Consider the following 17,562-nt stretch of genomic DNA (forward strand, 5'->3'; position numbering starts at 1 on the left):
CCCTAGTCCAGCTCCAGCAGGCCCACCACGGGGTGCGCGAAGCGCTTCGTGGCCCAATGCCGCGGGGCCACCTCGTGTGCGTCCCACAGGCGGGCGAACTCATCGCTGGACGCGCGGAGTCCGGTGACCAGCGCGGCCGGTTCCGGTCGTCGGGCCGGGCGGCGGCCACCGCCCGCAAGGTCGCCACATGGCCGCGGGCGTGCTCCGCGTGGTCCTCCGCGGATCCGGCGGGAGCTCGGTTTCCGGCCGCACTTCCCGACCGTCCGGTCAGCCCGCGACGCCGTCCAGCCACGCCCGGCCTGTGCGGTGGGCCCGGCGAGAGCGGTCGGGACGTCCTTCATCCCTGGGCCCGCAGCATCTCCCGGAACCAGCGGTAGGAGGCCTTCGGCGTGCGCTCCAGCGTCTCGTGGTCCACGTGCACCAGCCCGAACCTGCGCGCGTACCCCTCGGCCCACTCGAAGTTGTCCAGCAGCGACCACACGAAGTACCCGCGTACGTCCACGCCCGCCGCCAGCGCCGCGTGCAGCGCGCGCACATGGCCGTCCAGGTAGGCGATCCGCGCCTGGTCGTCGAGCCCCTCGTAGGAGCACCCGTTCTCGGTGATGACCACCGGCGGCAGCCGGTCGCCGTAGCGGTCCCGGAAGCCGGTGAGCAGCTCGGTGAGCCCCTCGGGCACCACCGGCCAGCCGAAGTCCGTCACCGGGACGCCTTCGATCTCCCGCACCGAGAAGGGCAGTTCGGCCGGGAGCCGCACGCCGCCGAACTCGATCTCCGCGCCCTGGGGCGCCCCCACCCGCGTCGGCGCGTAGTAGTTGATCCCGTACCAGTCGACCGGCTCGGCGATCACCTTGAGGTCGGACGCCACGTCCCCCGGCATCAACTCGCCGAGGCCCGCCGGGTATTCGCCCAGCAGCAGCGGGTCGGCGAAGAGCCGGTTCAGCAGGATGTCGTAGAAGTCGGCCGCCTCCACGTCCGCGCTCTCCCGCGACGCGGGCCAGGTCGGTCCGTGCGAGTTGGCGATCCCGACGTCCGTGGCGCCGGCCGCGCGCAGGGCCCGCACGGCCAGCCCGTGGGCAAGGAGCTGGTGGTGGGCCACCGGCAGCGCGTCGAACAGCAGTTGTCCGCCGGGCGCGTGGATGCCGAGCGCGTGGCCCAGCAGTGTGTGTTCGGCGGGCTCGTTGAGAGTGATCCACTTCGGGACCCGGTCGCCGAGCCGCTCCGCGACGACCGCCACGTGGTCCGCGAACCGCGCAGCCGTGTCCCGTTCCAGCCAGTCGAGCCCCACCGGCAGGTCCCAGTGGAAGAGCGTCGGGACCGGCCGCACGCCCGCCGCGCACAGCTCGTCCACCAGCCGGTCGTAGAAGCCGAGGCCCTCGGGCGAGCGCACCCGCGGCCAGGAGATCGAGAAGCGGTACGCGTCCACCCCGAGGCCCGTCAGGAGCGCCACGTCCTCGCGGTAGCGGTGGTAGTGGTCACAGGCCACCGCCGCGGTGGAACCGTCCTTCACCCGTCCCGGCTCGGCCGTGAAGGCGTCCCACACCGACGGTTCGCGCAGCTCCGTGGCGCCCTCGATCTGGTGCGCGGACGTCGAGACGCCCCACAGGAAGCCGGCCGGGAACTGGGGTACGGGGTTCGTCGCCATGCGCGGATCATCGGTACCGCCGGTAACCGAAGTCAACGCCCCGGCGAGAAACCGGAGTTACGCACCTTCCTTCAGCACCCGGGAGATCAGCCTGCGCTGTTCCTCGGTCAGCCGGGGGTCCGCGCAGTACACCGTCCTGCCGTCCACCGTGATCCGGTAGCCGAAGCCGTCCGGCACGCCGGCGGGCGGCGTGCCCCCGCCCGCCGCCAGCGCCCGCTCCGCGAGGGCGTGCCACTCGTGCGCGTCGGGCCGCCCCGAGGTGTCCACCTCGGCGTGCCGCTCGATGCCCGCGAACCCGCCCGTGCGCCGCACCTGAATACGCATGGTTCCCTGTCTAGTACGAACCTGCCCGGCGGGAAACGGCGGGGGGCTACAGCGTCCGCACACCGACCTGCTCCCAGGCCTTGGCCACCGCCCGCAGCTCGTCGCTGCCGTCGCCGAACCGCGCCTTGGCGGCGGAGACGGTCAGCGTGGCGAACTCGGCGAACATCGCGTCCTCCTTCAGCTCGCCGCCGGTCAGCACGTCGTACCAGACCTGCCCCGCCCGCTCCCAGGCGTGCCCGCCGAGGGCGGTGGCGGCCAGGTAGAAGGCGTGGTTGGGGATGCCCGAGTTGATGTGGACGCCGCCGTTGTCGCGGCCGGTGCGGACGTAGTCGTCCATCGTCGCGGGCTGCGGGTCCTTGCCGAGCACGTCGTCGTCGTACGCCGTGCCCGGGGCCTTCATCGAGCGCAGGGCCACCCCCGTCACGCGCGGGGCGAGCAGTCCCGCGCCGATCAGCCAGTCGGCCTCGGAGGCGGTCTGGCCGAGCGTGTACTGCTTGATCAGTGCGCCGAAGACGTCGGAGACGGACTCGTTGAGGGCGCCGGGCTGGCCGAAGTAGGTCAGGTTCGCCGTGTACTGGGTCACGCCGTGGGCGAGTTCGTGGCCGATGACGTCGATCGGGATGGTGAAGTCGAGGAAGATCTCCCCGTCCCCGTCGCCGAAGACCATCTGCTCGCCGTTCCAGAAGGCGTTGTTGTACTGCTCGTCGTAGTGCACGGTCGCGTCGAGCGGGAGACCGGCGCCGTCGATGGAGTCGCGGCCGTAGGCCTTGAGGAACAGCTCGAAGGTGGCGCCCAGACCCGCGTAGGCGCGGTTGACCGTGGCGTCCTTACCGGGCTCGCCGCCCTCGCCGCGGACCTTCTTGCCGGGCAGGTCCGTACGGTGCTCGGCGTCGTGGACGGTGCGGTGCGGCTTGCCTTCGGCGGCCGCGGCGGGCGGGGCGACCGCGGGGGCGCCGAGGACCGTGGTGAGGCGGCGGTGGGTGCGCTCGTAGGCGTCGCGCTGGAGGGTCCGGCGGGCCGGTCCGGAGAGGGCGGCGTCCTCGGACCGGGCGAGCTTGTCCAGGACGTGCGGCGGGACGATGGTGCAGTAGGTCGCGGTCATGCCCGCACCATCGCACTGAGTCAGTGGTGTGTCACCATCCGCGACCTTGATTGGTGAAATATGGGGATGTGACGGCCGTGGACGGTCGCGCTGTGTTATTCCGTGCGGCGGTGTGGGGGTTCTCGCGCAGTTCCCCGCGCCCCTTTCCGGCACGCGGTCCCGCATACTGATACAGGACCGCGCGTTTCGGGAGGGCTCGGCTAGCATGCTGCACATCATGCGTTTCGGGCTGCTTCTTCTTAGCTGCCGCGGCGAGGGCCTGTAGTCGAGGCCGACTCCCTCCCCGCGGAGCTTGGCGTTGCGTCGTCGGCCGTCCTTCCGGACACCGGATTCCGCCGGATTTCTCGAGGAGCCCACGCCACCATGGCAAATCGCCAGCAGCCCAGTTCCATGCCGGTCCACAAGTACGGCAAGTACGACCAGGTCGACATCCCCGACCGCACGTGGCCGCAGAACCGGATCACCACCGCCCCCCGCTGGCTCTCCACCGACCTGCGCGACGGCAACCAGGCCCTGATCGACCCCATGTCGCCGGCGCGCAAGCGCGCGATGTTCGATCTGCTGGTCAGGATGGGTTACAAGGAGATCGAGGTCGGCTTCCCGGCCTCCGGTCAGACCGACTTCGACTTCGTACGGTCGATCGTCGAGGACGAGGACGCGATCCCGGACGACGTCACCATCTCGGTGCTGACCCAGGCCCGTGAGGACCTGATCGAGCGGACCGTGGAGTCCCTCAAGGGTGCCAGGCGCGCCACCGTCCACCTGTACAACGCCACGGCGCCGGTCTTCCGCCGGGTGGTCTTCCGCGGTTCCAAGGACGAGATCAAGCAGATCGCCGTCGACGGCACCCGGCTGGTGATGGAGTACGCGGAGAAGCTGCTCGACCCGGAGACCGAGTTCGGCTACCAGTACAGCCCGGAGATCTTCACCGACACCGAGCTGGACTTCGCGCTGGAGGTCTGCGAGGCGGTGATGGACGTCTGGCAGCCCGGTCCGGGCCGCGAGATCATCCTCAACCTGCCGGCGACCGTCGAGCGCTCCACGCCCTCCACGCACGCCGACCGCTTCGAGTGGATGGGCCGCCACCTCTCCCGCCGCGAGCACGTCTGCCTGTCGATCCACCCGCACAACGACCGCGGTACGGCCGTGGCGGCGGCCGAGCTGGCGCTGATGGCCGGCGCCGACCGGGTCGAGGGCTGTCTGTTCGGGCAGGGCGAGCGCACCGGCAACGTCGACCTGGTCACCCTGGGCATGAACCTGTTCTCGCAGGGCGTCGACCCGCAGATCGACTTCTCCGACATCGACGAGATCCGTCGCACGTGGGAGTACTGCAACCAGATGGAGGTCCACCCGCGCCACCCGTACGTGGGCGACCTGGTCTACACGTCCTTCTCCGGCTCCCACCAGGACGCCATCAAGAAGGGCTTCGACGCCATGGAGGCCGACGCGGCGGCCAGGGGCGTCACCGTCGACGACATCGAGTGGGCGGTGCCGTACCTGCCGATCGACCCCAAGGACGTCGGCCGCTCCTACGAGGCGGTCATCCGCGTGAACTCGCAGTCCGGCAAGGGCGGCGTCGCGTACGTGCTGAAGAACGAGCACAAGCTGGACCTGCCGCGCCGGATGCAGATCGAGTTCTCGAAGATCATCCAGGCGAAGACGGACGCCGACGGCGGCGAGGTCACCCCGAAGGACATCTGGGCCGTCTTCGAGGACGAGTACCTGCCGAACCCGGAGAACCCGTGGGGCCGGATCCAGGTCAGGACCGGTCAGTCGACGACCGACACCGACGGCGTGGACAAGCTCACCGTCGAGGCCACCGTCGACGGTGAGGACACCGTCCTGTCCGGCACCGGCAACGGCCCGATCTCGGCGTTCTTCGACGCCCTGCAGTCGATCGGCATCGACGTACGGCTGCTGGACTATCAGGAGCACACGATGAGCGAGGGTGCCTCCGCGCAGGCCGCCTCGTACATCGAATGCGCGATCGAGGACAAGATCCTCTGGGGGATCGGCATCGATGCGAACACGACACGTGCGTCGCTGAAGGCGGTCGTCTCGGCCGTCAACCGGGCGACTCGCTGACCCCTCTGACCGGGCGTTTCGGGGTCCCGTCCGCCCATTTCGGGCGGGCGGGACCCCGTCGTTTACCAGCCAGGTCACGGAGAGGTCTCGTCCGGGGTACTGACTCCACCTCACGGATGTGGCTAACATCACGCCAGCGCGGCGATGTTGCCGTGGGGTTACGGAGGTGCGACGTGCTGCCAGTCCGGGGACGAAACGGCCGTGCCGCCAGGCGTGCGCGCGTACTGGGCACCCGCACCGCGTGGACGGCCGTCGGGGACGGCGAGTTCTTCTGCCCCGGCTGCGGGGGCGACCGCAACTACCAGCGGCTGACCGGGCGTCGCCGCTTCACGCTGCTCGGCCTGCCCGTGCTGCCGCGCGGTGACACAGGGCCCGTCGTGGAGTGCGCGGCCTGCCGCCGGCACTTCGGCACCGACGTCCTCGACCACCCCACCACGACCCGCTTCTCCGCGATGCTCCGCGACGCCGTGCACACCGTCGCCCTCGCGGTGCTGGCCGCGGGCGGCACGCGCACCCGCCCGTCGCTCACCGCGGCCGCCGGCACGGTCCGCGCGGCCGGGTTCGACGACTGCACCGAGGAGCAGCTGAACGCGCTCGTCGAGGCGCTGGCCGCGGACACCGGCCGGGTCTTCGGCGCACCCTGCGGCCCGGGGCTGGCCATAGAGCTGCACGAGGCCCTCGACCCGCTCGCCCCGCATCTCGCCCCGGCGGGACGGGAGTCGATCCTCCTCCAGGGCGCCCGCATCGCCCTTGCCGACGGCCCCTACACGGCCGCCGAACGCGAGGTCCTCGCCACCGTCGGCGCCGCCCTCACGATCACCTCGGACGAGGTGACCCGCCTGCTGGCGACGGCCCGCACGCCCTCCTGACCCTCCCCGGGCCCGCACCAGGGGCAGCCGGGGGCGCGTGACCGGGCACAACTGATGATCGTGGCGTGCGGGAGCGAGCCGGTGACTCCGGGGACGATGGGACTGGCATCCAGTCACCGACCCCGAGGGACCCGCTCGATGAGACCGCCCAGACGTGCCTTCCTGACCGCCGCCGCCGTCCTCGTCCCGCTCGTGTTCAGCCCGTTCACCGTCACCCTGCCGGCCTCCGCCGCACGCTGCACCTCCTCGGTGCCCTACGCCGCCGGTACGGGCGGCTACCTGGCCTACCGCATCCCCGCGGCCGTCACGACCGGCAAGGGTACGGTCCTGGCCTTCGCCGAAGGCCGGCGCGGCGGTTCGAGCGACTCCGGCGACATCGATGTCCTCGTGCGGCGCTCCCTCCACGGCGGCTGCACCTGGGGCCCGCTCACGGTCGTGGCCGCCGGGAAGGGGAACACCCGCGGCAACCCGGCACCCGTCGTCGACCCGCGCACCGGTGACGTCGTGCTGCTCACCTCCTACAACAGCGGCGCCGTGACGGAGGCGCAGATCATGCGGGGCGAGGTGACGCCGGAGCAGAGCCGCCGGGTGTTCGTGCAGCGCAGCACGGACGACGGGCGCACCTTCAGCCCGCCGAGGGAGATCACCGAGTCGGTGAAGCGGGCCGGCTGGCGCTGGTACGCCACCGGCCCCGGGCACGCCGTCGCCCTCACCCGCGGCCCGCACGCCGGCCGTCTGGTGGTACCCGCCAACCACTCCGTCACCCCGCCCGCCGGTTCCCCCGACACCGGTGAGGAACCCCGGTACTACGGCGCCCACGCCCTCTACAGCGACAACGGCGGCGCCACCTGGCGGCTGGGCTTCGTGGACGACTCCTACGACGGCTACGACAACGCCAACGAGAGCACGGCCGCCGAACTCCCCGACGGCACGCTCTACTTCTCCGCCCGCGACCAGCACGGCACCAGCGTCGGCCACCGCCTCGACAGCCGCTCCAGCGACGGCGGCCGCACCCTCGACCGGCCCTACACCGTCCAGCCCACCCTGAGCGACGTGCCCATCGTCCATGCGAGCGTCCTCCAGCCCGACGCCCCCGACACCCCGTTGTTCTTCTCCGGCCCGTCCGTCCCCACCGCCCGGCAGGCCATGGCGGTGTGGCGCAGCACGGACGCCGGCGCGACCTTCGCCAAGACGCTGACCCTGTCCGGGCACCCCGCGGCCTACTCCGACCTGGTGCAGGTCGGCCCGGACACGCTCGGCGTGCTGTACGAGACGGGGGCGCAGGGGACGTACGAGCGGATCGAGTTCCGGACGGTCCCGCTCGCCGACCTCTCCCGGTCCTAGGCCCTGCTGTCAGAGCAGTCCCGCCGCCGCGAGGTACTTGCCCACCCGCTCCACCTCCTCCGGCGACAGCGGCACCTGAGGCTCCGCCGTCGCCGGGCAGTCGATGACCCCGCGCAGATGCAGCGCCGCCTTGAACGCGCCGAGCCCCGAGGAGCTCCCGCCCATCCGGGCGGGGGCACCGACGCCGACGAGGCCGAACAGGGCGCACAGCCGCTCCTGCTCGGCACGGGCGCGTTCCCGGTCGCCTGCCCGGCACAGCCGGTAGAGCCGGACGTAGCCGTGCGGGTCCACGTTCGCCAGACCGGGCACCGCCCCGTCCGCGCCCATCGCGAGGGCCGCGTCCACGACGGTCTCGGAGCCGGTCAGCACGCTGAAGCCGGAGGCGCCGCCATGGGCCTGAACGCCGGTCAGGACCTGGCGGAAGCCGGCCATGTCCCCGCTGGAGTCCTTCAGCCCGGCAAGCACCCCGTCGGCGGCCAGCTCCAGGACCAGCTCGGCGGGGAGCTTGGTGTGGACGGCGACCGGGATGTCGTACGCCAGGACGGGGACCGGGGAGGCGGCGGCGACGAGCCGGTAGTGGCGGGCGATCTCCGCCGGGTGGGTGCGCGTGTAGAAGGGCGCGGTGACGACGACCGCGTCCGCGCCCGCCGCCGCGACGGCCCGGACGTGGTCCAGGACGCGCGGGGTCGTCATGTCGATGGCGCCGGCCAGCAGCGGGAGCCGCCCGCCGAGGTGACCGGCGACGGTCTCCACGACGAGGGCGCGCTGCCGGTCGGTGAGGTAGGCGGCCTCGGAGGTGGAGCCGAGGACGAACAGCCCGTGCACGCCGCCGGCCACCAGGTGGTCGACCAGCCTCAGCAGTGAGCGGACGTCCACCTCGCGCTCCGGTGTCAGGGGCGTGCAGACGGGCGGGACGACACCGGTGAGCGGAGAGGGGAAGGTCATGCGGGTTCCTTCGGTGCCTGGGCCTGGCCGACGAGTTCTCGGGTCGACTCTTCCTCTCCCACCGGATGGTGGCACCGGAAACGATGCGTCGGAGTGGCGGCTGCGGAAAACTCGGGCATCGACTCGGCGCACATCCCGTCGGCCTTCCAGCAGCGGGTGCGGAACGGGCAGCCGCTCGGCGGCCGGGTCGCGGACGGGACCGGGCCCGCCAGCGGGATCGGGTCGATCGGGTCGAGCAGGCCGGGGGTCGCGGAGAACAGGGCGCGGGTGTACGGGTGGCGGGCCCGGTCCGTGACCCGACCGGCCGGGACCACCTCCACGATCCGGCCGAGGTACATGGTGATCACCCGGTCGCTCATCCGCCGCACCGTCTGGATGTCGTGCGACACGAACACCAGCGCCAGCCCCAGCCGCTCCTTCAGGTCGAGCAGCAGGTTGAGGATCTGGGCGCGCACCGACACGTCCAGCGCGCTGGTCGGCTCGTCGGCGACCACCAGCTCGGGGTCGAGGGCGAGCGCGCGGGCGATGGCGACGCGCTGCCGCTGACCGCCGGAGAGCTGGCCCGGCAGCCCGTCGGCCAGCGCCTTCGGCAGACCGACCAGCGCCATCAGCTCCCGCACCCGCTCCTCGCGCCCGGCGGCCGTGCCGCGCCCGTGCACGTCCAGTGGGTCGCGCAGGATCTGCCGTACCGTCAGCCGCCGGTTCAGAGCGGTCGACGGGTCCTGGAAGATCATGCCGGTGTGGCTGCCGATGGCCGTCCGGCGCTCGCCGGGCCCCATGGCCCACAGGTCGCGGCCCTGGAAGGAGACCGTCCCGGACGTCGGCGGCTGCACGCCCACCAGCACCTTCGCCAGCGTCGACTTGCCGCAGCCGGACTCGCCGACCACGCCGACCGTCTCGCCGGGCGCGATGGTCAGGTCGGCGCCGGTCAGCGCGTACACCCTGTCGCGGGTGAACAGCCCGCCGCTGCGGGCCTTGTGCACGACGTGCACGTCGGCGAGTTCCACCAGAGCGCTCACGTGACGACCTCGTTCTCCGCTTCGCCGGTGTTCATCAGCAGGATCGCCGGATGGTGGCAGGCGGCCGTGTGCGTCCGGGTACCCACCAGATCGGGGGCCGTGGTCCGGCAGACCTCGCTCGCCATCGGGCAGCGGTCCGCGAACCGGCAGCCCGCCGGGAAGTCCGCCGGGGACGGCACGACGCCCTTGATCTGCGTCATCCGCTCGGCCGCCCCCTCCAGCGACAGCACGCTGCCGAGCAGCCCGCGCGTGTAGTGGTGGGCCGGCGCCTCGACCAGGTCGGCGGTCACGCCGGTCTCCACGATCTGCCCGCCGTACATCACCACCACCCGGTCGGTGACGGCCGCCACCAGCGCCAGGTCGTGCGAGACCAGGACCAGCGCGAAGCCCAGCTCCTCGCGCAGCCGGAGCAGCAGCTCCATGATCTGCGCCTGCACGGTCACGTCGAGCGCCGTGGTCGGCTCGTCGGCGACGATCAGCTTCGGGTCGCGGGACAGGGCCATGGCGATCAGGACGCGCTGTCGCTGGCCGCCGGAGAGCTCGTGCGGATAGCTGCGCAGGGTGCGGTCGGGGTCGAGGCCGACCAGGGTGAGCAGTTCGGCGGGGCTGCGCCTTCCCCCGCGCCGTACGACCTGCTTCAACTGGGCGCGGATGGTCATCGCCGGGTTCAGCGAGGACAGCGCGTCCTGGTAGATCATCGCCATCTCGTGGCCGAGCAGCTTGCGGCGGACCCGCATCGGCTCGGTGAGCAGGGGCCGCTGGTTGAAGCGGACCTCGCCGCGCACCCGGGCGCCCTGGGGCTGCAGGCCCATGACGGTCAGCGCGGTCAGCGACTTGCCGCAGCCCGACTCGCCGACCAGGCCGAGCACTTCTCCGGCGCGCACCTCGAAGCTGATGCCGTCGACGATGTCCACGCCGTGGTGCCGGCCGGGGAAGCCGATGGCCAGATTCTCGACGGCGAGCACCGGACCGCCGCCGGGCAGCGGACGGGCGCGGGAGCGGAGCCGCGGGGCGGCCTCGGCGAGGCCGGGGAGCGGGGTGACCCTGCCGCTGCCGGGCTCGGGGGCCTCCAGGTGGTCCTGGGGCGTCTCTACCTCGCGCGGGGCCGGGGCCGCCCACGCGTCCGACACGCCCTCGGACAGGATGTTCAGCGACAGCACGGTCACCAGCATCAGCAGCCCGGGGAACACGGTCGCCCACCAGCCGCCGGTCAGCACCATGTTCTTGCCGTCCGCGATGACGCTGCCCCACGAGGGGTCCGGCGGCCGTACGCCGGCGCCGATGAAGGACAGCGACGCCTCGAAGACGACGGCCTCGGCGACCTGCACCGTGCAGAACACCAGGACCGGCGCGGCGCAGTTGACGGCCACGTGCCTGACGACGATGTGCGGGGTGCGGGCGCCGATGACCCGTTCGGCCGTCACATAGTCCTCGCCGTACTGGTCGAGGATGTTCGCCCGTACGACACGGGCCACCGGCGGCGTGAACAGGAACGCGATCGCGCAGATCAGCACCACGATCCCGCCGCCGAACACGGCGACCAGGACGGCGGCCAGCGCGATCCCAGGGAACGCCATCACCACGTCCAGGCAGCGCATCAGGGTCTCGTCCACCGCCTTGCGGGAGGTCGCCGCGACCGCCCCGATCAGCGAGCCCACCAGCAGCGCGAGCGTGGTGGCGCCGAGCCCGATGGCGAGGGACCAGCGGGCGCCGTGGATCAGCCGGCTGAGGATGTCCCGGCCGAGGCTGTCCTGGCCCATCCAGTGCCCGACGGAGGGATGCCCGGTGCCGTCGACGGGCGGCAGCTGCTCCAGCGGGTCGTAGGGCGCGGCCAGCGGCGCGAACACGGCCACCAGCACGACCAGCGCCAGGAAGCAGACGGCGATCTTCGACAGCAGTGGCAGCCGGCGCCAGCCGCGCAGCCGGACGCCGGGGCGGGAGAGCGCCTCGGTGAGGCTCTTGCGCGAGAACATCAGGCGGCATCCCTCAGTCGCGGGTTGACCAGCAGGTAGAGGATGTCGATGACGAGGTTGACGACCACGAAGCCGATCGCCGTGGTCAGGACGACGCCCTGGACGACGGCCGGGTCGCCGTTCTTCACGGCGTCGATCATCAGCTTGCCCATGCCGGGCAGCGAGAAGATCGTCTCGATGACGACCGCGCCGCCGAGCAGATAGCCGACGCGCAGCCCGAGCACGGTCAGCGGGTTGATGAGGGCGTTGCGCAGGACGTTACGGCCGACCACCACCCGCGGCGGCAGCCCGCTGCCGATCGCCGTGCGCACGTAGTCCTTGTCCAGCTCCTCGACGACGGCGGTCCGCACGATCCGGGTCAGCTGGGCCGCGACCGGCAGGGACAGGGCGAGGGCGGGCAGCGTCATGGTCTGCAGCCAGCCGGTGACGGAGTCCCGCGGGTTGATGTAGCCGCCGGTCGGGAACCAGCCGAGGTCGACCGCCAGGTACTGGATCATCAGCAGTGCCAGCCAGAAGCCGGGCGCGGCGACGCCGGTCAGGGAGACCACCCGGATGATCTGGTCCGGCAGCCGGTCCCGGTAGATGGCGGCGATCACCCCGCCGGCCAGCGACAGCACCACCGCGATGCCGAGGCCCAGGAAGGTGAGCTGCATGGTGAGCGGCAGCGCGGTCATCACCTGGTCGACGACGTCGCCCCGGGTGAGCGCGCTGGTGCCCAGGTCGCCGTGGAGCAGATCGCCGAGGAAGGCGACGTAGCGCACCGGCAGCGGGTCGAGCAGGCCGTGCTCCTCACGGAAGTCGTGCAGCTGCTGGGCCGTGGGGTTCGCGCCCTGGAAGAACGCGGACGCCGGGTCGACGTCCGAGAACCGCATCACCAGGAACACGAACAGCACGATGCCGAGCATCAGCGGCACGAGCAGCAGGACACGGCGGGCCAGGATCCTGACGACGGCGGCCACCGGCTAGGCCCACCTGGCCTGGAGGACGTTGATCCCGGGGTACGGCTGCGCCCTTATCCCGGCGAGGTCGCCCGGGTCCCAGGCGGTCATCAGCTCGTTGTGGACGACCGGGTAGAGCACCGCCTGCTCGGCGACGACGTCGACGTAGTCCTGGATCATCGCCTTCTTGCGGGCCGCGTCCGGCTCCCTGGTGGCCCGGTCCATGTCCTTGAAGAGCTGCCGGGCGACCGGGTCGCCGGTCCAGCGGGCGTACCGCATCCAGAGGTTCTCGGGCCCGTAGTTGTAACGCATGATCAGGTCGGCGTCGAGGCCGAACTGGTTGGGGTTCGAGGCGGCGGCCACCACCTGGTAGTCCCGCTTCTGGTCCATCTTGGTGAAGACGGCCGTGGTCTCCTGCGGCGACAGCGTCGTGCGCACCCCGATCGCGTCCCAGGACGACTTGATCGTCGGCAGGCAGTCGACGATCCAGCTGACGTTCACCGCGAGGATCTCGATCCGCAGCCCGCTGACCCTGGCCGCCTTCAGCAGCGCCCGCGCCTTGTCGGGGTCGTGGTCGTAGACGGTCCTGGCCCGCCGGTACGCGGGATTGGCCTCGTTGAGGAACGACGACGACGGCTTGCCGTGCCCCTTGAGGGCGACCTCGACCATCTGCTCGGTGTCGATGGCGTAGTGCAGCGCCTGCCGGACCCGCACGTCGTCGAAGGGCTTGCGCGCGGTGTTGAACATCAGGAACAGGTTGTTCATCCCGAATCCGCCGGCCACCGTCATGCCGCCGCTCTCCAGCACGCCGATGTTGGCGTACGGGATGTTGTCCGCGATCTGCGCGCCCGCGCTGCCGCCGGAGATCTTGGCGACGCGGGGCGCGGCGTCGACGATGGTCAGCCAGTTCATCTTCTTGAAGGCCGGCCGGCGCGGCCCGTTGTAGCCGGCGTACGCCTCGAAGGTGGTGTTGGACTTCGGGTGGTGCGCGGTCTGCCGGTAGGGCCCCGACCCCACGGCCAGCCCCGCGATCGCGTCGTTCCAGGCGCCGGGCCGGGAGAAGACGTGCTTCGGCATGATCTTCGCAAGGGTGAGCCGGGAGGCCCCTTCCGGGAAGGGGAACTTCAGTACCAGCTCGACGTTCCGCTCGTCGATCTTCCGTACGTCCTTCAGCCAGGGCTCGAAGAAGCCCTTGGCCAGGGTCTGGGTGTCCGGGTCGAGGATCCGGTCGAAGACGAAGACCACGTCGTCGGCGGTGACCGGCCTGCCGTCGTGGAACGTGGCGCCCGGGCGCAGGGTGAACTTCCAGGCGGTGGCGCCGAGGTCCGCGGGCACCCGGGTCGCCAGCGCCGGGTACGGCTCCCGTGAGATCGGGTCGGTGTCGAGCAGCCCCTCGTAGATGTGGTTGTTGGCGGCCATGCAGAACGCCGACGCCGTCTGCGTCGGGTCCCAGGTCCCGTCGTTCCCGTAGCCGATGACCGCCGTCAGTGTCCGGTTCGGTCCCTCGCCCCCGTCACCGGTGTCGTTCGTGGACTCGGGGCCCGCCGAACAGGCCGCCAGCGACGCCTGGACGGCGCAGGCCGCGCCGAGGGCGCCGGAGTACTTCAGGAACGACCGGCGGTGCGGCGCCGGCACGTCGTGGGTCACGTCGCGCACGGGTCCTCCGAGGAGTGTGGGGGGAGGCGGTCGGATGGGTCCTCGTCACTCCGAGGGCCGGCGACGCATTCGGATGACGAGTCGGATGATGGGGAGATACGACGTCCTACGTCATGCGGTGTGCGCGACGATAGGAGTGGCCGTGGGGGTGGTCAAGAGAGAGCACACGAATGGCGTATCTGCCACAGGTCGCACCAATGACTGTGCGAGATCAGGGGAGTTGACGCGGCGCGGCGCACACCGCGACGGAGTCGCCCGGCGTCCGTGACCGCCCGGACGGACCGCCCCCCGCGCTCGCCGTTCACCGTCATCGCGCCATCATCACCGCGCCGCGCGCCCCTGACGTGGAGGGCGCGCAGCGGGTGAGCGCAGTTCACTTCCGTGGCGGAGAGGCCCGACGGGCCCGCGGGCGCCGTTACGGCAGTGTCGCGGCGGCGGGCGCGGGCGGACGGGGACGGCGCTGGCCTGCCTGGCGGTCCTGGACGGCGTACCGCCGGAGCAGGCCGTGGCGTACGTCCGGGCGCGTTACGACCGACGGGCGGTGGAGACGCCCTGGCAGCGGCGGCACGTGCGCGGGTTCGGCGACGCGCGGTGAGGTCCGGCGCCCCCACAGATCGACGGCGACCCGGCGCGCGGCGTGCGCACCGCGGCCGTCGGCGGGCGTGGCGGAGGGTGCGGGGTGACCATGGGCGAGGAGGTGCGCGCATGGAATGGACCCTTGAGGTGATCGTCGTGCCGGTCACCGACCTGGACCGGGCCAAGGCCTTCTACCAGGACCGGTGCGGATTCCGCGCCGACATCGACGCGTCGTTCTTCGAGGGCGTAGGCCGCTTCCTCCAGCTCACCCCGCCCGGCTCCCGCTGCTCCATCGTGCTGGAGTCCGGCATGCCGGACTCACCGGGGCAGCCCCGGATGGCTCCCGGCGCCATGCAGGGCCTCCAGCTGTGTGTCACCGACATCGAGGAGGCCCGGGCCGAGCTCGCCGGACGCGGGGTCGAGGTGACCCCGGTCCTGCACGTGACCGACTCCGGCTGGGCGCCCGGCCGGGGCGAGGAGAAGTGGAACGCCTTCCTCTTCTTCCAGGACCCCGACGGCAACGGCTGGGCGATCCAGGAGGCCCCGGAACCCCTGGAACGGCGGTGACCTGGGCGCAGTGCCGGGATTCCGCCGAGTGTAGAGGCAGTGTGTGGCCGGGGAGTCGCAAAGAGTGAAACCCGAAGGGGTCGGGGAACCACACGGTGATGCAATTGCACACCGCACTGGAAAAGGCCGGAAGCCGATGAAGTCGAAGAAGCCGCCGCAGCCGCCGATCGGCTCGTACGTCGTGGACACCCGCAGCGGGAAGGTGGGGATCGTCATGGGGCACGAGGGGCCGTACGTGCAGCTGAGAGCCGTGGGCGGCGGGAAGGAGTGGGACTGCGATCCGGACGCCCTGCGCACCGCGACCGCGGCGGAGCGACTCAGCGCGGCGACGGCCTACGCGAACGCCCGCAGCCGGGGCGAGGTCCCTTGAAGGAGGCCCAGCCGGCGTAGGAGACAATGTCGGCATGAGCCTGTTCCGCGACGACGGCATCGTGCTGCGCACCCAGAAGCTGGGTGAGGCCGACCGGATCATCACGTTGCTCACGCGGGGGCACGGGCGGGTGCGGGCCGTGGCGCGGGGCGTGCGGCGGACGAAGTCGAAGTTCGGGGCCCGGCTGGAGCCCTTCTCACACGTCGACGTGCAGTTCTTCGCGCGGGGCGGCGAACTGATCGGGCGCGGGCTGCCGCTGTGCACGCAGAGCGAGACCATCGCTCCGTACGGCGGCGGCATCGTGACCGACTACGCGCGATACACCGCCGGCACGGCGATGCTGGAGACGGCGGAGCGGTTCACGGACCACGAGGGCGAGCCGGCCGTGCAGCAGTACCTGCTGCTGGTCGGCGCCCTGCGCACCCTCGCCCGCGGAGAGCACGCCCCGCACCTCGTCCTGGACGCCTTCCTGCTCCGCTCCCTCGCCGTCAACGGCTACGCCCCCAGCTTCGGCGACTGCGCCAGGTGCGGAATGCCCGGACCCAACCGGTTCTTCTCGGTGGCGTCCGGCGGCTCGGTCTGCGTCGACTGCCGGGTCGCCGGGAGCGTCGTACCCTCACCGCAGACCCTGGAACTCCTCGGCGCACTGCTTACGGGAGACTGGGAGACCGCGGACGCGTGCGAGCCGCGGCATGTGCGGGAGGGCAGCGGGCTGGTGTCCGCGTATCTGCACTGGCATCTGGAGCGCGGGCTGCGCTCCCTTCGGTACGTGGAAAAGTAAGAGCTGAGGGAGACGAGAAGCACATGGCCGTACGCGGGTTCCTGGGGCGCCAGCGGCGCGAGTACCTGACGCCCGAGCCGCATCCGTCCGGTGCCCGCGCGCCGAGGCTGCCCGGCGAGCTGATCCCCCGCCACGTGGCGATCGTCATGGACGGCAACGGCCGCTGGGCCAAGGAGCGCGGGCTGCCGCGCACCGAGGGGCACAAGGTCGGCGCCGAGCGGGTGCTGGACGTGCTCCAGGGCGGGATCGAGATGGGCGTCGGCGCGATCTCGCTGTACGCCTTCTCCACCGAGAACTGGAAGCGCTCGCCGGACGAGGTGCGCTTCCTGATGAACTTCAACCGCGACTTCATCCGCAAGACCCGCGACCAGCTCGACGGGCTCGGCGTCCGGGTGCGCTGGGTGGGGCGGATGCCCAAGCTGTGGAAGTCGGTCGCCAAGGAGCTCCAGATCGCCCAGGAGCAGACGAAGGACAACGACCGCCTGACGCTGTACTTCTGCATGAACTACGGCGGCCGGGCCGAGATCGCCGACGCGGCACAGGCGATTGCGGAGGACGTGAAGGCCGGGCGCCTGGACCCGTCCAAGGTCGACGAGAAGACCTTCGCGAAGTACCTCTACTACCCGGACATGCCCGACGTCGATCTGTTCCTGCGCCCCAGCGGCGAGCAGCGCACCTCCAACTACCTGCTCTGGCAGAGCGCCTACGCGGAGATGGTCTTCCAGGACGTCCTGTGGCCGGACTTCGACCGCCGCGACCTGTGGCGGGCCTGCGTGGAGTTCGCGTCCCGGGACCGCCGCTTCGGCGGCGCGATCCCGAACGAGGAGCTGCTGGCGATGGAGGGCAACCAGCCGTAGAGCGGCTGTGGAGCGAGGCCGGGCGCTCGGCGCCCGGCCTCAGTTCCGCCCGGCCGTCGCGCAGGTCGCGCAGTCCGCGCAGGTGCCGAAGATCTCCACCGTGTGGGCCACGTTGACGAAGCCGTGCTCGGCGGCGATGGCCTCCGCCCAGGTCTCCACCGCGGGGCCCTCGACCTCGACGGCCTTTCCGCAGCCGCGGCAGACGAGGTGGTGGTGGTGTTCGTCGCTGGAGCAACGGCGGTAGACGGACTCGCCGTCGGAGGTGCGCAGGACGTCGACCTCGCCGGCGTCGGCGAGGGACTGCAGGGTGCGGTAGACCGTGGTGAGCCCGACGGAGTCGCCCTTGTGCTTGAGCATGTCGTGAAGCTCCTGAGCGCTGCGGAACTCCTCGACCTCTTCCAGGGCAGCCGCCACAGCGGCGCGCTGCCGGGTGGCGCGGCCCTTCACGGGCGGTCCAGCGGTGGTCACCGGTTGCCTCCTTGCTCTGCGTCTGCCGGGCCATTGTGCCAGCCCG

General features: G+C 71.6%; 16 protein-coding genes and 2 pseudogenes. 8 read left to right on the plus strand and 10 right to left on the minus strand.

The window, feature by feature from the left end; genetic code table 11:
- Positions 1-5 precede the first annotated feature (5 nt).
- The 4 genes and pseudogenes from ACFV6X_RS14505 to ACFV6X_RS14520 all read right to left on the minus strand — a co-directional run.
- Positions 6-217 (minus strand): annotated as a pseudogene (locus ACFV6X_RS14505) (transcriptional regulator); the annotation flags it as partial.
- A 120-nt stretch (positions 218-337) separates the two neighbouring features.
- A complete protein-coding gene (locus tag ACFV6X_RS14510) occupies positions 338-1,642 on the minus strand; it encodes a GH1 family beta-glucosidase (RefSeq protein WP_385382567.1) in 1,305 nt (434 codons plus the stop codon).
- Between the two features lie 57 nt (positions 1,643-1,699).
- Entirely contained in the window at positions 1,700-1,966 is a 267-nt protein-coding gene (locus ACFV6X_RS14515) for a protealysin inhibitor emfourin (protein WP_385382570.1), read from the minus strand.
- 46 nt (positions 1,967-2,012) lie between these two features.
- Positions 2,013-3,068, minus strand: coding sequence for a M4 family metallopeptidase (locus ACFV6X_RS14520; RefSeq protein WP_385382572.1), 1,056 nt, complete (start codon positions 3,066-3,068; stop codon positions 2,013-2,015).
- A gap of 363 nt (positions 3,069-3,431) precedes the next feature.
- On the opposite strand from ACFV6X_RS14520, the gene leuA reads away from it, so the two are divergent.
- From leuA to ACFV6X_RS14535, 3 genes are all read left to right on the plus strand, one after another.
- On the plus strand, positions 3,432-5,153 hold the full coding sequence (leuA, locus tag ACFV6X_RS14525; protein ID WP_385382575.1) for a 2-isopropylmalate synthase: 1,722 nt from the start codon (positions 3,432-3,434) through the stop codon (positions 5,151-5,153).
- A gap of 173 nt (positions 5,154-5,326) precedes the next feature.
- The gene (locus ACFV6X_RS14530; protein WP_365455416.1) at positions 5,327-6,022 is read left to right on the plus strand and encodes a TerB family tellurite resistance protein; all 696 of its coding nucleotides are present in this window, start codon (positions 5,327-5,329) and stop codon (positions 6,020-6,022) included.
- A gap of 138 nt (positions 6,023-6,160) precedes the next feature.
- Positions 6,161-7,366 (plus strand): exo-alpha-sialidase, encoded by a 1,206-nt coding sequence (locus tag ACFV6X_RS14535; protein ID WP_385382578.1) that lies wholly within the window; start codon positions 6,161-6,163, stop codon positions 7,364-7,366.
- A 9-nt stretch (positions 7,367-7,375) separates the two neighbouring features.
- Here ACFV6X_RS14535 and ACFV6X_RS14540 read toward each other — a convergent pair whose 3' ends face one another.
- Genes ACFV6X_RS14540 through ACFV6X_RS14560 form a run of 5 tightly spaced genes read right to left on the minus strand, consistent with a single transcriptional unit; the run spans position 7,376 to position 13,897 of the window.
- Positions 7,376-8,311, minus strand: a complete 936-nt coding sequence (locus ACFV6X_RS14540; RefSeq protein ID WP_385382581.1) for a dihydrodipicolinate synthase family protein — start codon at positions 8,309-8,311, stop codon at positions 7,376-7,378.
- On the minus strand, positions 8,308-9,330 hold the full coding sequence (locus tag ACFV6X_RS14545) for an oligopeptide/dipeptide ABC transporter ATP-binding protein (protein ID WP_385382584.1): 1,023 nt from the start codon (positions 9,328-9,330) through the stop codon (positions 8,308-8,310). The genes ACFV6X_RS14540 and ACFV6X_RS14545 overlap by 4 nt, the downstream gene beginning before the upstream one ends.
- Positions 9,327-11,303 carry a dipeptide/oligopeptide/nickel ABC transporter permease/ATP-binding protein gene (locus ACFV6X_RS14550; RefSeq protein ID WP_385382586.1) on the minus strand — a complete coding sequence of 659 codons (1,977 nt, stop codon included), beginning with the start codon at positions 11,301-11,303 and terminating at the stop codon, positions 9,327-9,329. Before ACFV6X_RS14550 ends, ACFV6X_RS14545 begins: the two co-directional genes overlap by 4 nt.
- Positions 11,303-12,262, minus strand: coding sequence for an ABC transporter permease (locus ACFV6X_RS14555; protein ID WP_385382588.1), 960 nt, complete (start codon positions 12,260-12,262; stop codon positions 11,303-11,305). The genes ACFV6X_RS14550 and ACFV6X_RS14555 overlap by 1 nt, the downstream gene beginning before the upstream one ends.
- Before the next feature lie 3 nt (positions 12,263-12,265).
- The gene (locus tag ACFV6X_RS14560) at positions 12,266-13,897 is read right to left on the minus strand and encodes an ABC transporter substrate-binding protein (protein WP_385382591.1); all 1,632 of its coding nucleotides are present in this window, start codon (positions 13,895-13,897) and stop codon (positions 12,266-12,268) included.
- 430 nt (positions 13,898-14,327) lie between these two features.
- Here ACFV6X_RS14560 and ACFV6X_RS14565 point away from each other — a divergent pair.
- The 5 genes and pseudogenes from ACFV6X_RS14565 to ACFV6X_RS14585 all read left to right on the plus strand — a co-directional run.
- A pseudogene (locus ACFV6X_RS14565) lies at positions 14,328-14,492 on the plus strand (protein phosphatase); the annotation flags it as partial.
- Between the two features lie 110 nt (positions 14,493-14,602).
- On the plus strand, positions 14,603-15,040 hold the full coding sequence (locus ACFV6X_RS14570) for a VOC family protein (protein ID WP_385382592.1): 438 nt from the start codon (positions 14,603-14,605) through the stop codon (positions 15,038-15,040).
- 136 nt (positions 15,041-15,176) lie between these two features.
- The gene (locus ACFV6X_RS14575; protein ID WP_365453213.1) at positions 15,177-15,410 is read left to right on the plus strand and encodes a hypothetical protein; all 234 of its coding nucleotides are present in this window, start codon (positions 15,177-15,179) and stop codon (positions 15,408-15,410) included.
- Between the two features lie 34 nt (positions 15,411-15,444).
- Entirely contained in the window at positions 15,445-16,191 is a 747-nt protein-coding gene (gene recO / locus ACFV6X_RS14580; RefSeq protein ID WP_385382595.1) for a DNA repair protein RecO, read from the plus strand.
- 23 nt (positions 16,192-16,214) lie between these two features.
- Positions 16,215-17,048: an isoprenyl transferase gene (locus tag ACFV6X_RS14585; RefSeq protein WP_385382598.1), complete on the plus strand. Its 834-nt coding sequence runs from the start codon at positions 16,215-16,217 to the stop codon at positions 17,046-17,048.
- A gap of 39 nt (positions 17,049-17,087) precedes the next feature.
- On the opposite strand, the gene ACFV6X_RS14590 is transcribed toward ACFV6X_RS14585, so the two are convergent.
- Positions 17,088-17,516 carry a transcriptional repressor gene (locus ACFV6X_RS14590; RefSeq protein WP_365453222.1) on the minus strand — a complete coding sequence of 143 codons (429 nt, stop codon included), beginning with the start codon at positions 17,514-17,516 and terminating at the stop codon, positions 17,088-17,090.
- Between the last annotated feature and the right edge of the window lie 46 nt (positions 17,517-17,562).

This window comes from Streptomyces sp. NPDC059861, from assembly GCF_042731435.1.
In the GTDB taxonomy this organism is placed as follows: Bacteria; Actinomycetota; Actinomycetes; order Streptomycetales; family Streptomycetaceae; genus Streptomyces.

Excerpts from the sequence above, each read along its gene's own strand:
- ACFV6X_RS14510 (WP_385382567.1), bottom strand. The coding sequence starts at position 1,642 with ATGGCGACGAACCCCGTACCCCAGTTCCCGGCCGGCTTCCTGTGGGGC.
- ACFV6X_RS14515 (WP_385382570.1), bottom strand. The coding sequence starts at position 1,966 with ATGCGTATTCAGGTGCGGCGCACGGGCGGGTTCGCGGGCATCGAGCGG.
- ACFV6X_RS14520 (WP_385382572.1), bottom strand. The coding sequence starts at position 3,068 with ATGACCGCGACCTACTGCACCATCGTCCCGCCGCACGTCCTGGACAAG.
- leuA (WP_385382575.1), top strand. The coding sequence starts at position 3,432 with ATGGCAAATCGCCAGCAGCCCAGTTCCATGCCGGTCCACAAGTACGGC.
- ACFV6X_RS14535 (WP_385382578.1), top strand. The coding sequence starts at position 6,161 with ATGAGACCGCCCAGACGTGCCTTCCTGACCGCCGCCGCCGTCCTCGTC.
- ACFV6X_RS14540 (WP_385382581.1), bottom strand. The coding sequence starts at position 8,311 with ATGACCTTCCCCTCTCCGCTCACCGGTGTCGTCCCGCCCGTCTGCACG.
- ACFV6X_RS14550 (WP_385382586.1), bottom strand. The coding sequence starts at position 11,303 with ATGTTCTCGCGCAAGAGCCTCACCGAGGCGCTCTCCCGCCCCGGCGTC.
- ACFV6X_RS14570 (WP_385382592.1), top strand. The coding sequence starts at position 14,603 with ATGGAATGGACCCTTGAGGTGATCGTCGTGCCGGTCACCGACCTGGAC.
- ACFV6X_RS14575 (WP_365453213.1), top strand. The coding sequence starts at position 15,177 with ATGAAGTCGAAGAAGCCGCCGCAGCCGCCGATCGGCTCGTACGTCGTG.
- recO (WP_385382595.1), top strand. The coding sequence starts at position 15,445 with ATGAGCCTGTTCCGCGACGACGGCATCGTGCTGCGCACCCAGAAGCTG.
- ACFV6X_RS14585 (WP_385382598.1), top strand. The coding sequence starts at position 16,215 with ATGGCCGTACGCGGGTTCCTGGGGCGCCAGCGGCGCGAGTACCTGACG.